We start from the raw sequence: 14517 nt of genomic DNA, 5'->3' as shown, positions 1-14517 counted from the left end.
CAGCCTCCGGCGTACTCCGGTGGCCGTTTGGTTAGGCTCGAATATGTGAGCAGGCTCCAGGTCGTCAGCGGCAAGGGCGGAACCGGTAAGACCACGGTGGCCGCCGCACTCGCGCTGGCCCTTGCCACCGAGGGGAAGCGCACGCTTCTCGTCGAGGTCGAGGGTCGGCAGGGCATCGCACAGCTCTTCGAGGCGGAGGCGCTGCCTTACGAGGAGCGCAAGATCGCCGTCGCTCCCGGGGGCGGGGAGGTGTACGCACTCGCCATCGACCCCGAACTGGCCCTGCTGGACTACCTCCAGATGTTCTACAAGCTGGGCGGCGCGGGCCGGGCCCTGAAGAAGCTCGGCGCCATCGACTTCGCCACCACCATCGCGCCGGGCCTGAGGGACGTACTCCTGACCGGCAAGGCATGCGAGGCCGTGCGCAGGAAGGACAAGGCCGGGCGGTTCGTGTACGACTACGTCGTCATGGACGCGCCGCCCACCGGGCGCATCACCCGCTTCCTGAACGTCAACGACGAGGTGGCCGGGCTCGCGAAGATCGGCCCGATACACAATCAGGCGCAGGCCGTGATGCGGGTTCTGAAGTCCAAGGAGACAGCCGTCCACCTTGTGACGCTGCTCGAGGAGATGCCCGTACAGGAGACCGTGGACGGGATCTCCGAGCTGCGGGGAGCGCGGCTGCCGGTGGGGCGGATCATGGTGAACATGGTGCGGCCCGAGGTGCTGGACGGGGCCGATCTGGATCTCGTACGAGCAGTGCCGCGGACCTCGGTCGCCAGGTCGCTGTCCGCGGCCGGACTCGGCGGCGCGCGGCGCGGCGGAAACGCCGAGAAGCTGGTCGATCCGCTGCTGGCGCAGGCCGAGGAGTACGCCGAGCGGTACGCGCTGGAGCACGAACAGCGGGCCGTCCTGAGCGAGCTGGGCCTGCCGCTGCACGAACTGCCGCTGCTCGCCGAGGGCATGGACCTGGCGGGCCTGTACGAACTGGCCACCGAGTTGCGGGAACAGGGGATGTCATGAGTCCGGACCACTCGGCCCACACGCACGACACCGCCCGCCACCACCTCTCCCCCACACGCATGCTCGACGTCGATCCGCTGATCGACGATCCGGAGACCCGCATCGTGGTGTGCTGCGGCTCGGGCGGGGTCGGCAAGACGACCACGGCGGCGGCGCTGGGGCTGCGCGCCGCCGAGCGCGGCCGGAAGGTGGTCGTCCTCACCATCGACCCGGCCCGCCGGCTCGCCCAGTCCATGGGCATCGACTCCCTCGACAACGTCCCGCGCCGGGTGAAGGGCGTGGACGGCGAGGGCGAGTTGCACGCCATGATGCTCGACATGAAGCGCACCTTCGACGAGATCGTCGAAGCGCACGCGGACCCCGAGCGGGCAGCAGCGATCCTGGGCAACCCCTTCTACCAGTCGCTCTCGGCGGGCTTCGCGGGCACGCAGGAGTACATGGCGATGGAGAAGCTGGGGCAGCTGCGGGCGAAGGACGAGTGGGACCTGATCGTCGTCGACACGCCCCCGTCCCGTTCCGCGCTGGACTTCCTGGACGCGCCCAAGCGGCTCGGCTCCTTCCTGGACGGCCGACTGATCCGGCTCCTGACGGCCCCGGCAAAGCTGGGCGGGCGCGCCGGGATGAAGTTCCTGAACGTCGGCATGTCGATGATGACCGGCACTCTCGGCAAGCTGCTCGGCGGACAGCTTCTGAAGGACGTACAGACGTTCGTGGCTGCGATGGACACGACCTTCGGCGGCTTCCGTACCCGTGCGGACGCGACGTACAAGCTGCTGCAGGCGCCCGGGACGGCGTTCCTGGTGGTCGCGGCGCCCGAGCGGGACGCGCTGCGGGAGGCGGCGTACTTCGTGGAGCGGCTGGCCGCAGAGGACATGCCGCTGGCGGGTCTGGTGCTCAACCGGGTCCACGGCAGCGGCGCCACCCGGCTGTCGGCCGAGCGGGCGCTCGCCGCCGCGGAGAATCTTGATCTCGTGGGCGATCCCGTGGGTGACCCCGCCGCGGAAAATCTTGAAGAGCCCCGCATTGTCGATCAGGAGGGCGGGAAAGCTGGACTTCGTAACTCTCCCGACCCGTACGGCAGTTCAGAATCTCCCGCTCCCGCAACACCAGCGCCGGCCGAAGGCTCCCCCGCCGATACCGCCGACCCGGACCCGGAGCGCTCCGTCGACCAGCTCACCGCAGGCCTGTTGAGGCTGCACGCCGAGCGTATGCAGCTGCTCTTCCGCGAGCAGCGCACGCGTGATCGCTTCACCGCACTCCACCCCGAGGTGGCGATGGCCGAAGTGGCCGCGCTGCCCGGCGACGTACACGACCTCGCGGGGCTGCGGGACATCGGGAACCGGCTCGCGGCCAACCGGCCGGAGCTACCGAGCAGTGACTGAGGGAAACCCCTGAAGGGGTGGCCTCAGCTCACGGCCGCGTAGTTCTCGTACACCTCGTCGTCGTCGAGGGGCAGGATGCCGGCCCCCCGCTCGTACTCCGTCCGCGCGGTCTCCAGCAGTCGGCGCCAAGAGGTCACGGTGGGTCGCCTGCGCAGCAGCGCGCGGCGCTCCCGCTCGGTCATTCCTCCCCACACGCCGAACTCGACGCGGTTGTCCAGCGCGTCGGCCAGGCACTCGGTCCGCACCGGGCATCCGGTGCACACCGCCTTGGCCCTGTTCTGCGCTGCTCCTTGAACGAACAGTTCATCCGGATCGGTAGTGCGGCAGGCCGCCTGCGCACTCCAGTCGGTTACCCAGCCCATACCGGCGCCGTCCTCTCCCGAATCGAGGCTCCCCCACGGCGGCAGCGGCATATTCACCGCCGCCAGTTGAGGACGTTACGGAAGGTGGGCACAGCGCAACACCCCCAGCGGGCCCAATCTTGAATGGCCCGAACGGACTATGGGTAAGCGGCAGATCACCCGGGGGAGTGAGGTGACGACATGCGTGATTATCCCGGCAAACCGGGACAGTTCTCCAGAGTCACAACGGACGCCGAGTGACACACAAGGCGGATTCGGGCACGCGCCCCACAAAAAGTTGGGCTACCTCCGGAACGATTCGGGGTCGCCGGACGTATTGATACGTGACCTCACTGCTGTGACAGTTGAGAGCAGCTTAGGCCAAGGCCTGTCGGCGTGTCCGGCGAATGAGAAGGTAGGCGGTCGGCGTTGCCATGCCGTGATGCGGACGGGCTGGGGACACTTGTGTGTACCCCTGTATGTGACGGGTTCGAACCTCTCGGGACGCACCGGTCCCTCGGATCGGACTCAAGTACGGATTAGGCTGCCCTCATGCCAAAGAAGCGCTCGGGTGGTGGGCTGTCGCCCACGCAGGAGGCCGCAAAGTTCCTCGGTGTCAGTGTGCTCGCGGGAGCCGTGCTGGCCGGCATCGCGCTGCCCGCGTTCGGCGCGCTGGGGCTGGCCGCGAAGGGATCGGTCGAGGGGTTCGACGAGATCCCGGCCAACCTCAAGCAGCCACCGCTGAGCCAGCGCACCGCCATCCTCGATGCCAAGGGCGACCAGATCGCCACGGTCTACTCCCGTGACCGCACGGTGGTCGACCTCAAGAGCGTCTCGCCGTACATGCAGAAGGCGATCGTCGCCATCGAGGACTCGCGCTTCTACCAGCACGGCGCGATCGACCTGAAGGGCGTCCTGCGCGCGCTGAACCGGAACGCGCAGAGCGGCGGAGTCGCCGAGGGCGCGTCCACGCTCACCCAGCAGTATGTGAAGAACGTCTTCGTGGAGGAGGCCGGCGACGACCCGACGAAGGTCGCCCAGGCCACCCAGCAGACCCTCGGCCGCAAGATCAAGGAGCTGAAGTACGCGATCCAGGTCGAGGAGGAGCTCGGCAAGAAGAAGATCCTCGAGAACTACCTGAACATCACGTTCTTCGGCCAGCAGGCCTACGGCGTCGAGGCGGCCGCACAGCGGTACTTCTCCAAGTCCGCCAAGGACCTCAACCTCCAGGAGTCGGCCCTCCTCGCCGGCATCGTCCAGTCCCCCAGCCGGTACGACCCGGTCAACGACGAGGCCGAGGCCACCAAGCGGCGCAACACCGTGCTGCAGCGCATGGTCGAGGTCGGCGACGTCTCCCAGGCGGAGGCCGACAAGGCCAAGGAGGCACCGCTGGGGCTGAAGGTCAGCAAGCCGAAGAACGGCTGCATCACGGCGGTCAAGGGCGCCGGCTTCTTCTGCGACTACGTGCGCGAGGTGTTCCTGAGCGACCGGACCTTCGGCAAGACCAAGGAGGACCGGGCGAAGGTCTGGAACCAGGGCGGTCTGACGATCCGTACGACGCTCGACCCGCAGGCCCAGGATTCGGCCCAGCAGTCGATCAAGGAGCACGTGTACAAGACCGACGACGTGGCGACCGCCGCCACCATCGTCGAGCCGGGCACCGGCAAGATCCTGGCGATGGGCCAGTCGCGTCCGTACGGCTTCGGCAAGAACGAGACGCAGATCAACCTCTCCGTGGACCGGTCGATGGGGGGCGGCGCGGGCTATCAGCCCGGTTCGACGTTCAAGCCGATCGTGGCGGCGGCCGCGCTGGAGGGCGGTATGCCCGCGACGAAGACGTACTCGGCGCCGTACGAGATGAAGTACCCGAGCCCGATCCAGCAGTGCGGCGGCAAGGTCTACCGGAACGACGGGCCCAAGCCGGTCACGCTCACCAACGAGAACGAGTCCGAGGTCGGCCCGTACTCTATGAAGGAAGCGACGGCGAAGTCCGTCAACACTTACTTTGTGCAGATGATCGCCGACGTCGGCACCTGCCCGGTGGTCGAGATGGCCAAGAAGATGGGCGTCGAGCGGGCGGACGGCGCGAAGATGGACCAGGGTCCGGCGATCGCCCTCGGCACCCAGGAGATGTCCCCGCTGACCATGGCCGCCGGTTACGCGACCTTCGCCTCGCGCGGGATGTACTGCACACCGGTCGCCATCGAGTCCATCAGCCAGCGGATCGGCGGGCAGACCAAGTCGCTCGACGTCCCGAAGTCGACCTGCTCGCGCGCCATGTCCGAGACCACGGCCGACACCATCAACACGCTGCTGCGAGGCGTGGTCGAGGACGGTACGGGTACGCAGGCCGGACTCGGCAGCCGGCCGAGCGCCGGTAAGACCGGTACGACGGACGAGCGTTACGCCGCCTGGTTCGTGGGCTACACGCCCAACATGGCCGGTGCCGTCTGGGTCGGCGACCCCGCGCACGACCGGCAGATGTCCGACATCACCATCGGCGGCGTCTGGCACGACAAGGTGTTCGGTGGTCAGGTCCCCGGCCCCATCTGGCGGGACATGATGACCGGCGCGCTGGCGAACAAGGAAGCGCCCGACTTCAACCTCGTCAACATCCCGGACGGCGACGAGGACCGCGGCGACGGCGACGGAAACGGCAACGGCCGCGGTGACGAAGACGGCGACAACGGCGACGAAAACGGCGGCCTCATCGGTGGCCTGATCGGCGGCGGAAACGGCGGCGGCGCGGAACCGACGCCCTCCTTCTCCATCCCGGAGAACCTCTTCCAGGGGCAGGACGGCGGGAACAACGGAAACGGCAACGGGGGCAACTGGCCCTGACGGGTCCGGCCGATGCGGTGGTACGGCGCTGAGGGCGCCGGCAATGGCGGTGGCAGTGGAGACACCGAGCCGGACACGGGGTTCACGATCCCGGAGGGATTGGTCCAGGACCCCGGGAACGGTCCCGGGGACACCACTGATCGGCCGCTGAACAGGATCCATTCATTTCCCACCCACCACTGGGACGGCCTGGCGTAATTGCGCCAACTGCTCGAATTGGGCACCCGACCGGCGAAGACCGTGAAATATTCACTCACGGCACGGCCACGAGGGTGCCCATTTCCGTTTCCACTCATATGGAGGGCCATGAAAATCCGAACCCGTCTCGGTGTGACACTCGGCATACTGATGAGCACCCTCGCACTCGCCGTCCCGAATTCGGCGTCGGCCGCCGCTCTGGCCTGTGACAACTTCGGGTGCGACGGCCACGACCCCAACATCCAGAGCTGGGAGTCCGGTCCCGTCAGCCCGCACGGCCCCTACGACCTCGGCGGTTCCTTCCTGTACGAGCTGCGGTGGGGGAAGACGGACGGCGACCAGTACAGCTGGGCCCGGCTGCACTACATCAGCGGCTCGAACCAGCAGGACTGGAGCGTGTACGTCCAGCGCTGCACCAAGGACCAGTCGACCTGCTACTGGCGGCTCGGCCTGAAGAAGGGCGGCGCCTCGGGCTGGAGCGCCAAGATCCCGGGTGGGACGAACTACTACTGGACACGCACACCGATGTACTACAACCCCTCGACACACATGATGCGAGCCTGCGTCGAGAGCCCCTCGGGCACGCAGAGCTGCACGCCCTGGTACTGAGCCGGCCCAGGGCCCACCCTTTCGCCAGCCTTTGGTTCCATTTATTCGACTTCCCCGGGACAATAATCCCATCTAAAATATCGGGTGAAAGAGAGGCCACATACCGCACAGGGGGAATTTTGACCGCCGGCTCGGAACCCTTTGTCGATATCTCCCATATCGACGCCAGCGACCGAAAGATCTTGAACCTCTTGTATGCGGGCCTCAGCGACGCTTCGATCGCACGGGAACTCGCCATAGGGCACCGTACTGTCCAACGCAGGGTTCAACGGCTCATGGAGCTGCTGCAGGCCAACGGGCGAGTGGCCCTGGGAGCACGGGCCCAGGAACTGGGTCTGCTGCGCTCACCGCGCACGGTCGTCCCCGCCGCACAGTGAGCAGCTGTGGCGGCAACGAAGGAAGTCGCGGTCTCCGGCAACGCGAGCGCTGCCGGAGACCGTGAAGTCGGGTGACGGATCCCTCAGCGGTAGCGAGCAGCCTGGCGGCGGGAGGGTTCCGTGACATCGGGCACCACGCCGGCCCCTGCACCCGGTGTCCCGGCCCAGTCACGGATCTTGGCCGCTACCCGCGTCAGACGCTCGTCGCCCGGCGGCACGTCGAGGTAGAACAGTCCCTCGTAGGGGCGGCGGTCGTCGCCACCCCAGCGGACGACGCCTTCGGTGTCGGCGATGATGTCACGGATGATCAACTGTTGTCCCGCGGTGAAACCGTCCCGCACGCCCGGCGGGTAGGAGCCCGGCCGGATGACGAGGGCGGTACCGGAGGCCAGCGCCGACTCGGGAAGCCGGGTGTCACGCACCGCCGACGGCGCCACCCAGCCTTCCAGGGGGGTCGGTTCTCCGTGCGCACCCAGACGGTCCACCTCGTAGTGGAAGCGGCGGACCACATGGATCAGGACCGCTGCGGCGTCGCCCATACGCATCGCGACGGCCAGACCGGTACCCACCACGGCGCAGGTGACGATGTCGCCGTCGGCGTCGACGGCCTTCTGCATCTCCCATGCGTTGGCGGACGGACGACCGGTGAGGAGACGCCGGCGACGGGCTTCGGCACGGCGCAACGCCTCCTTCAACTCGTCGTTCCTTAGGGGCTGCGGCGCGGCGACGGCAGGGGTCGACAGGAGGCCTGTGGTGGCGAGGCTCGCAGTGGCGGTGACACCGGCGGCGATGAGAGTGACTCTGCGGGTTATGCCGGGGTTGTTCAACAACTCAGCCTTTCTTCCGTGTTGACGTGCGCTGCTTGCGGTGAAGGAGGCCGGAGGCCACGGCGCTGAGGAGCGCGAGCAGCAGCAGAACGGCGAGGGACGGGTTGATGTAGCCGGGGATGACGACGGAGTAGTCACGGCCGTCCGAGGCCTCGCAGACGAGCCGCAGCAGGATGAAGTCCCCTCTGCGGCCGACGAGGGCCGGCGTTCCTTCGGGACGCTGCCGCTCGCACTCCTCGGCCTGTTCCTGGTCCTCCAGGAACAGGATGTGGAGAAGCCCCCACAGGTAGACGGCGATTGCCGCGGCGACCGCCGCCAAGGAGACGTCCCGCCATGTCCGGAACGGGGTGTTCCGGCGGCGGGCCCGCCGTGTGAGCCGTGAGCAGAGGTACACGGTGAGACCGACCACGGTCGGTACTCCTGTGAGCAGGACCGTGAGCAGCCCGGTGACATCATGTCCCTGCCAGGGATCGGATGCCATGACCACGACCGGTCAGGCCCCGCGGACGGCGAGGTTGTACTTCTCGAAGATGTCGTAGAGCGGCATGCGCTCCTGCGCGTGTGCCACCGCTTCGTCGCCGAAGCCCTGGTACCGGCGCAGGACCTCGAAGATCTCCGTGGCGGTGTAGTCGAGGGCCGGACGGCGTATCGGGGTCTCGGCGTGATCCCCCTGCTTTCCATCGGCCGCCCATATGTGCAGGTGCGGCACGGTGCTCAAGTTGAACACGTTGTCCTGGTTGACCTTCTGCCACATGGCCCAGCGATCGCCGTCGGCGGTCGCGTCGAGGATGGCGCCCTCCAGCAGTCCCGCGCGGATCGAGTTGTTGCGCGACAGGATGCAGGTGCGGCCCGAGATCTTGGCGATGCCGGTGCTGCTGTCGACCAGGCGCACGATCCCTGGGAGGTCTTTGGCCCAGTCCGGGATGATGCCGGTGTGGTAGAGCCCGACGCCGGCGTCCTCGATCAGATCCTTCTGGCTGTAGTGGCAGAACTCCCAGAAGGCCGAGGTCTGGATGAGCGCCTTGCGCATGCGGTACCTGCGGGCCGCCGAGGTGATCGCCGCGTCATGGCTGATGATCGTTTCGAGGCACTCCCGCAGGGTGTAGATACGCGCCCCGCCGGGCTTGCCGATCAACGCCATGTAGTCCTCGACCTCCTTCAGCAGCGAGGGCAACAGGGCGATGTCGAATCCGATGTCCAGCTTCTGGGCGGGAGTGGGGTAGAAGTCGCCCTGCCCGGTGTCCCGGCCCGAGGCGATGTTGTTGTCGATCTCGATCTGGCCGCTACCGGAGCCGACCGTCTTGGTGACGATCTGATCGAAGGCCCAGTTCTCGGGCATCGAGTAGCCGAGGTTGCCGGAGAACCCGGATGACAGTCCGACACGAAGCTGGTGTCCGCGTAGCCGGCCGCACCGATCCGGGAGCACGCGTTGCGCGGGCCGTACACCCCGATCTTGTAGGGGCTGCCCAACGCGTTCATCTGCTCCCTGACGCTCCGGAAGTACGGCAGGATGTGCGAGGTGACCTCCTCGTCCACCGCGTCGTAGTCGACGGCGAAGTAGATGCGCGTGCCCGGCTTGAACCCGTGCTCCTCCGCCTTGAACGCGGCGGTCAGACAGTCCGTGACGCCCTGCTCGGGGCTGTAGTAGTCCACCGATCGCGCCCACGTCTGGTAGATCGGGAAGCAGCGGAGCCCGTACTCCTTGATCGTCGCAAGCTCGCCCGGCTGGATCTCCTTCTCGGGCAGGGACGTGGTGGAGGGGTTGTAGAGGTACCGCCCGACGTACGTGTAACCGGCGGACCTCAGGGCCTGTGCCCGGGCGGGGGTGATCTTCGTGACGCCGTCGCACGCCTCCCCCTGGCGGCTCTGGTCCCCGTACGAGACGAGCAGTGAGGCCCAGGTCTGGAAGTCCCCCTTGCCGGTCACGGGGAGCTTCAGAAACGACTGGAACGTGCTGACGCTGTTGGCCAGCGAGGACGTGAACGAACCCGAGAAGGCCGCCGGACGCTTGTTGAGGATCATCGCCCCGGTGAACAGCTGCACCCAAACCCCGGAGGATCCGGTGGACACACTGTGGCTCTTCAGCCCGGACTGTGTGCCCGGACCGAAGACCCCGTTCGCGACGCCGTCGGCCATGCCCAGCTCGTACTGAATGGCCAGGAGCATCGACTTGGTGACGTCACGGGAATGATGACCGTCGCAGGGGATGATGTAGTAGTCCTTGCGCAGGACGTAACGGCCGTTCAGCCACTGCTGTATGGACCGGATCGTGTCCGATCCGTTGTTGACGGTGACGTAGGCGTCCATGTTGAACAGGCCCTTGACCACCTTTGGCCACAGGGAGCTGCCGGGGTAGGTTCCGCTGACGCCCATGTTCTCGTTCAGCTTCGCCACCGCGGCCTTGACGCGGGAGTTGTAGGTCCCGTCGATCTCGCCGCCGTCGTAGCCCTTGCAGTAGAGGGCCGACTGAATGATCCGGCAGAAGTTCGCGGACGGGATCGTGGTCTCGTCGAGCTTGCCGTACTTCTCCTGGAGGGCCGAGAGCGTGGTCGGGCCGAAGTTGTTCGACAGCGCGGTGATGCCCATCTCGTACTGCAGGGCACGAGTGAGGGCATACATGACAACCCAGCCCGTGCGGCCGTTCTCCTCCAGTTTGGAAATCCCGAGGGTGGCGCCGTTCCCATAGGTGGTGTTGATGAATCTCTGGGCGCGAAGCACCATCTCGTCGGCCATTGAGGTCCTTCCATGAAGAGAGGAGTCATGAAGAGAGGAGTAGGGGCGGGTGGGCATCTCGGCGCACACCAGATTGACTCACCATCGGAGGTGGGGCGAGGAAACGGTCCTGATACCGCAACGGCCGATGGTCCGCACGGCCGCCGGAAATCCAGCTGGCATTTTCCGGGCTCACTGCGCGGGACAGGAGGTGCCAGGCTGCCGATTTCCCGACGGCTCACCCCGGGGCGACCGCAGCACTGCACCTTCGGCTCGGGGCCGGGCACGACCCACGAGCGGTGAAATCGGACTGACAGGACCCCGGACTGACAGGGACGCCTACGGCGAAAAGCCGAGTACTGCAGCGGCCCCAGGGGAACGGCCTCAGGTGAACAACGACGGGATCGAGAGCCCCGGGACCGCGCCGGGGTCACTCTTGGGCGCACGTTGCCCTCGGCCCGTGTTCCACATGCCCGAATCCCCCCGGAGAACGGCCGTATCCCACCCTACGAGCGCCTTGAAGAGCCCTCGTGATCACTAGGAATTTAAATCATCCGGGCAGATACGGGAAGACTCTTTGACGCACCGAGGAAACCAGAGCCGGACGGCAGCGGCCACTTGGAGCGATACGGGTATTCAGAATGCCTGAAATGCACAGGAATTTCCTATGTTGCGCTTTGCCGCCATTCCTTCACAGGCCTCAAGGGAGATATTTCGCCAACTGATTAACACGTGAGCTCCTGTATTCAGCGTGACCGCCTCGACCCCCTGCAGGCTGAAACACTCGACATCTTTCGACCTCATTCGATTACGGTCACGCCGAGAGTGCCTTTTCGGCCGTTCCGCTTGGCTGTGGTACAGCACAGACACACCGATGCGCCTGGGGCGCCTTCGGGAAGGTTTGTCCCGTAAGCAAGACTTCGCGCTGTCCCCGGCGTGGACGATCTCGGGCCGGACCGTTCGACTACCTGACGGGAGCCTGGCTACGTATCCGGAGAGCTGCCGGCGCACGAGTGCCCGTGGCCAGATGACGGGGTTTCATCAGATGGATACAAGCTGCCGCCCATGTACTTCCATCCCGGTTCCGGGGCGATGAAGTCCGCTGGAACAGGTCGATGATCACTTGTGCACGGCCGACGACACCGCCGGCGGCGTGTTCGGCGCGGCACCCGGGCGCCTGAAGAACCGCCCGGTCGCCGTACCACCGGCACGTGGGCACTGGTCACTCACCGTCGCCATGATCCTCAACGGCCAAGTGTCTGGTTCGGGAACTTCGCGGCCACCGCCGTCGATGCCGGCCGGCCCTTCCCGGGCCGCGGCCAACCTGCGGTCACCGACAACGGGGATTTCCGGACCCGGGCGCCTCCCGTGTCCACCGGCGACCCGAACCTGAAGGGAACGGCCTGTGACGGCGTCGCCGAGATCACTCCATCGGGGCCCGGCGAGGATTGCCGTCGAGATCCGTGCCCGGTGTGCGACGCCCGGCCTGAGGGACAGGCGTCACGTTGACACGGCACCGCCACCCGGCGCAATCGGCCACCGCCGAAAGGCGTTCGAGGGCCGGTCCACCGCCACTCGACGGCCGAGAGTGCTCTCGGCCGTCGAGCGCACTCAGCCCGCGAGCAGCTTCTTGACCGCGGCGGCGACCCGGCCGCCCTCCGCCTGGCCGGCGACCTTCGGGTTCACGATCTTCATCACGGCGCCCATGGCGCGCGGCCCCTCGGAGCCCGCCGCCCTGGCCTCCTCGACGGCCTGCGCGACGATCTGCTCCAGCTCGGCGTCGCTGAGCTGCTTGGGCAGGTACGCGGCGAGCACCTCGCCCTCCGCCTTCTCCCGCTCGGCCTGCTCGGGGCGACCGCCCTGCGCGAAGGCGTCGGCGGCCTCGCGTCGCTTCTTCGCCTCGCGGGTGATCACCTTCTGCACCTCGTCGTCGGAGAGCTCGCGCTTCTCCTTGCCCGCGACCTCCTCCTTGGTGATCGCGGAGAGCGTCAGCCGGAGCGTCGAGGAGCGGAGCTCGTCGCGCTCCTTGATCGCGGTGTTGAGGTCGTCCTGGAGCTTCGACTTGAGGTTGGTCATGCGTTTGATTGTCGCAGGTACGAGACGACCAACGCCCGTTGATTTAACCGGAGGGCGGGCGCAGTCTGCCGAGGGCCCGGCGCAGGAAACCGCCGCGGTCTGACACGATGGATGGATGCGCGCGCGATACGGAGTCCCCCTGGGAATCGCGGCGGCTGGTGCCGCCGGTCTGGTCTATGCGGCGGGTTTCGAGACCCGCTCCTTCCGTCTCCGGCGGGTGACCGTCCCGGCCCTGCCCGCCGGGATGCGGCCGCTGCGCGTGCTCCAGGTCTCCGACATCCACATGGTGAGGGGCCAGCGCAAGAAGCAGCGCTGGCTGCGCTCGCTGGCCGGTCTGCGCCCCGACTTCGTCCTCAACACGGGTGACAACCTGTCCGACCCGGAGGGCGTCCCCGAGGTGCTGGACGCGCTGGGACCGCTGATGGAGTTCCCGGGTGCGTACGTCTTCGGCTCCAACGACTACTACGGCCCCACACTCCGCAACCCCGGCCGGTACTTGATCGAGAAGGTCCGGGGCAAGCACGGCCTCAACGGCAACCCGCCGGTCGTGGGCGCCGTCCACAACCCGTGGGAGGACATCCGGGACGGCTTCGACGCGGCGGGCTGGCTGAACCTGACGAACACGCGCGGCACGCTGAAGATCGAGGGCGCGTCGGTCGAGCTGACGGGACTGGACGACCCGCACATCAAGCGGGACCGGTACGAGCGGGTGGCCGGCGGCCCCTCCGGCGACGCCGACTTCTCGATGGGCGTGGTGCACGCACCGTATCTGCGCACGCTGGACGCGTTCACGGCGGACGGCTATCCCTTGATCCTCGCTGGCCACACACACGGCGGCCAGCTGTGCATCCCCTTCTACGGCGCCCTGGTCACCAACTGCGACCTGGACACGGAGCGGGTGAAGGGGCTGTCCACGCATCAGGCGGAGGGCCGTACGGCGTATCTGCATGTGTCGGCGGGGTGCGGGACGAGCAGGTATGCGCCGGTACGGTTCGCGTGCCCGCCGGAGGCGACGTTGTTGACGCTGGTGGGGCGGGAGTAGGAGGGGGTTCAGGAGTACGAGGGGAGCAGCCGGGGAGCAGCCGGGGAGTAGGCGGGAGTAGGGCGGAAGTAGCAGCGGTGAAGGCGATGACCGGGTAACCCACACGGCCCACCCGTATCGCCCGTTTTGTCCACGCTCAGTAGCGTGAGGGCATGACCGCCCCGATACCCAGGGACATCCCGGACCTGCCCGCGATTCCCGGAGTACCCGCGCTGCTGCCCTCGCCCGTCCCCGCCACAGCGGTGGTGCCTCCCGTACGGCGCCCGGTGGCCGCCCTGTTCCGGCTGCTGGTCGCCCTGGTGGCGGCCGGAGCCGTAGCCATCGACCTGGCCCTGGGCAGCCCGGTCCGGGTCCTGAGCTACTTCACGATCCAGAGCAACATCCTGCTGGCCCTGGTCCTCACCCTCGCGGCCCGCCGCTCCTGGACCGCCCGCCGCCCGCTGCCGTCGGCCCTGACCGGCGCGACACTCCTCTACGTCGCGATCACCGGCCTTGTCCACCACCTGCTGCTGGCGAACGCCGCGAGCCCGTTCTCGATGACCGACGAGTTGGCAGCACCGACGGGCATACAGGCGATCACCAACCAGGTGCTGCACACGGTGACGCCGATCGCGGCGGTCCTGGACTGGCTGCTGCTGACGGCACCCGGCCACCTGCACCTGCGCCAGGCGGCGACGTGGCTCCTCTACCCGCTCGCCTACCTGGCGTTCTCCCTCGCCCGGGGCGAACTGATCCTGCCCGGCACGCCGGCCCGCTACCTCTACCCCTTCCTGGACGTCGACCAGCACGGCTACAAGAGCGTCCTCGGCAACGCCCTCCTCCTCGGCCTCGCCATCTACGCCCTGGCCGTCCTCCTGACAGCCCTCGACCACATCCGCCCGAATCCCCTGCGCCACCGCCCCCGTCACCGCGCGAAAACCGGATTTCGTCTCCAGCCACCGGTGGGCTAAAGTAAACGACGTCGCCGCGACGAGCAGCGACGATCGGGGTGTAGCGCAGCTTGGCAGCGCGCTTCGTTCGGGACGAAGAGGTCGTGGGTTCAAATCCCGCCACCCCGACAGTGAAGTACAAGGTCAGGGGCCTGATCCG

Annotated in this window: 11 protein-coding genes, 1 tRNA gene and 1 pseudogene; 8 read left to right on the top strand and 5 right to left on the bottom strand. The window is 67.4% G+C overall.

What is annotated here, in order from left to right; genetic code table 11:
• Positions 1-45: 45 nt before the first annotated feature.
• Positions 46-1023 (top strand): ArsA-related P-loop ATPase, encoded by a 978-nt coding sequence (locus tag QQY66_RS27270; RefSeq protein WP_301982926.1) that lies wholly within the window; start codon positions 46-48, stop codon positions 1021-1023.
• Positions 1020-2405, top strand: a complete 1386-nt coding sequence (locus QQY66_RS27265; RefSeq protein WP_301982925.1) for an ArsA family ATPase — start codon at positions 1020-1022, stop codon at positions 2403-2405. The genes QQY66_RS27270 and QQY66_RS27265 overlap by 4 nt, the downstream gene beginning before the upstream one ends.
• A 23-nt stretch (positions 2406-2428) precedes the next feature.
• Here the strand turns inward: QQY66_RS27265 and wblA are convergent, their stop codons facing one another.
• Positions 2429-2767 (bottom strand): transcriptional regulator WblA, encoded by a 339-nt coding sequence (gene wblA, locus QQY66_RS27260; RefSeq protein WP_067033339.1) that lies wholly within the window; start codon positions 2765-2767, stop codon positions 2429-2431.
• Positions 2768-3298: 531 nt separating this feature from the next.
• Between wblA and QQY66_RS27255 the strand changes: the two genes are divergently transcribed.
• From QQY66_RS27255 to QQY66_RS27245, 3 genes are all read left to right on the top strand, one after another.
• Positions 3299-5587, top strand: a complete 2289-nt coding sequence (locus tag QQY66_RS27255; protein WP_301982924.1) for a transglycosylase domain-containing protein — start codon at positions 3299-3301, stop codon at positions 5585-5587.
• A 306-nt stretch (positions 5588-5893) separates the two neighbouring features.
• Positions 5894-6394 carry a hypothetical protein gene (locus tag QQY66_RS27250; RefSeq protein WP_301982923.1) on the top strand — a complete coding sequence of 167 codons (501 nt, stop codon included), beginning with the start codon at positions 5894-5896 and terminating at the stop codon, positions 6392-6394.
• 119 nt (positions 6395-6513) lie between these two features.
• Entirely contained in the window at positions 6514-6771 is a 258-nt protein-coding gene (locus QQY66_RS27245; RefSeq protein ID WP_301982922.1) for a LuxR C-terminal-related transcriptional regulator, read from the top strand.
• A gap of 83 nt (positions 6772-6854) precedes the next feature.
• Here the strand turns inward: QQY66_RS27245 and QQY66_RS27240 are convergent, their stop codons facing one another.
• The 4 genes and pseudogenes from QQY66_RS27240 to QQY66_RS27225 form a co-directional block, all read right to left on the bottom strand.
• Positions 6855-7598, bottom strand: coding sequence for a hypothetical protein (locus tag QQY66_RS27240; RefSeq protein ID WP_301982921.1), 744 nt, complete (start codon positions 7596-7598; stop codon positions 6855-6857).
• Positions 7599-7602: 4 nt separating this feature from the next.
• On the bottom strand, positions 7603-8079 hold the full coding sequence (locus QQY66_RS27235; protein WP_301982920.1) for a hypothetical protein: 477 nt from the start codon (positions 8077-8079) through the stop codon (positions 7603-7605).
• A 12-nt stretch (positions 8080-8091) separates the two neighbouring features.
• Positions 8092-10331 (bottom strand): annotated as a pseudogene (locus QQY66_RS27230) (glycoside hydrolase domain-containing protein).
• 1590 nt (positions 10332-11921) lie between these two features.
• On the bottom strand, positions 11922-12386 hold the full coding sequence (locus tag QQY66_RS27225) for a GatB/YqeY domain-containing protein (RefSeq protein WP_301982919.1): 465 nt from the start codon (positions 12384-12386) through the stop codon (positions 11922-11924).
• 115 nt (positions 12387-12501) lie between these two features.
• Here QQY66_RS27225 and QQY66_RS27220 point away from each other — a divergent pair, with 115 nt between their 5' ends.
• The 3 genes from QQY66_RS27220 (at position 12502) to QQY66_RS27210 (ending at position 14486) form a co-directional block, all read left to right on the top strand.
• Positions 12502-13428 (top strand): metallophosphoesterase, encoded by a 927-nt coding sequence (locus QQY66_RS27220; RefSeq protein ID WP_301982918.1) that lies wholly within the window; start codon positions 12502-12504, stop codon positions 13426-13428.
• Between the two features lie 152 nt (positions 13429-13580).
• Positions 13581-14378 (top strand): Pr6Pr family membrane protein, encoded by a 798-nt coding sequence (locus tag QQY66_RS27215; RefSeq protein ID WP_301982917.1) that lies wholly within the window; start codon positions 13581-13583, stop codon positions 14376-14378.
• Between the two features lie 34 nt (positions 14379-14412).
• Positions 14413-14486, top strand: a tRNA-Pro gene (locus QQY66_RS27210).
• Positions 14487-14517 lie beyond the last annotated feature (31 nt).

Source organism: Streptomyces sp. DG2A-72 (assembly GCF_030499575.1).
Taxonomy (GTDB): Bacteria; Actinomycetota; Actinomycetes; order Streptomycetales; family Streptomycetaceae; genus Streptomyces.
The sequence above is the reverse complement of the archived record's forward strand: the minus strand, read 5'-3'. Positions and strand labels throughout refer to the sequence as shown.

Excerpts from the sequence above, each read along its gene's own strand:
- wblA (WP_067033339.1), bottom strand. The coding sequence starts at position 2,767 with ATGGGCTGGGTAACCGACTGGAGTGCGCAGGCGGCCTGCCGCACTACC.
- QQY66_RS27255 (WP_301982924.1), top strand. The coding sequence starts at position 3,299 with ATGCCAAAGAAGCGCTCGGGTGGTGGGCTGTCGCCCACGCAGGAGGCC.
- QQY66_RS27225 (WP_301982919.1), bottom strand. The coding sequence starts at position 12,386 with ATGACCAACCTCAAGTCGAAGCTCCAGGACGACCTCAACACCGCGATC.
- QQY66_RS27215 (WP_301982917.1), top strand. The coding sequence starts at position 13,581 with ATGACCGCCCCGATACCCAGGGACATCCCGGACCTGCCCGCGATTCCC.
- QQY66_RS27250 (WP_301982923.1), top strand. The coding sequence starts at position 5,894 with ATGAAAATCCGAACCCGTCTCGGTGTGACACTCGGCATACTGATGAGC.
- QQY66_RS27220 (WP_301982918.1), top strand. The coding sequence starts at position 12,502 with ATGCGCGCGCGATACGGAGTCCCCCTGGGAATCGCGGCGGCTGGTGCC.
- QQY66_RS27235 (WP_301982920.1), bottom strand. The coding sequence starts at position 8,079 with ATGGCATCCGATCCCTGGCAGGGACATGATGTCACCGGGCTGCTCACG.
- QQY66_RS27265 (WP_301982925.1), top strand. The coding sequence starts at position 1,020 with ATGAGTCCGGACCACTCGGCCCACACGCACGACACCGCCCGCCACCAC.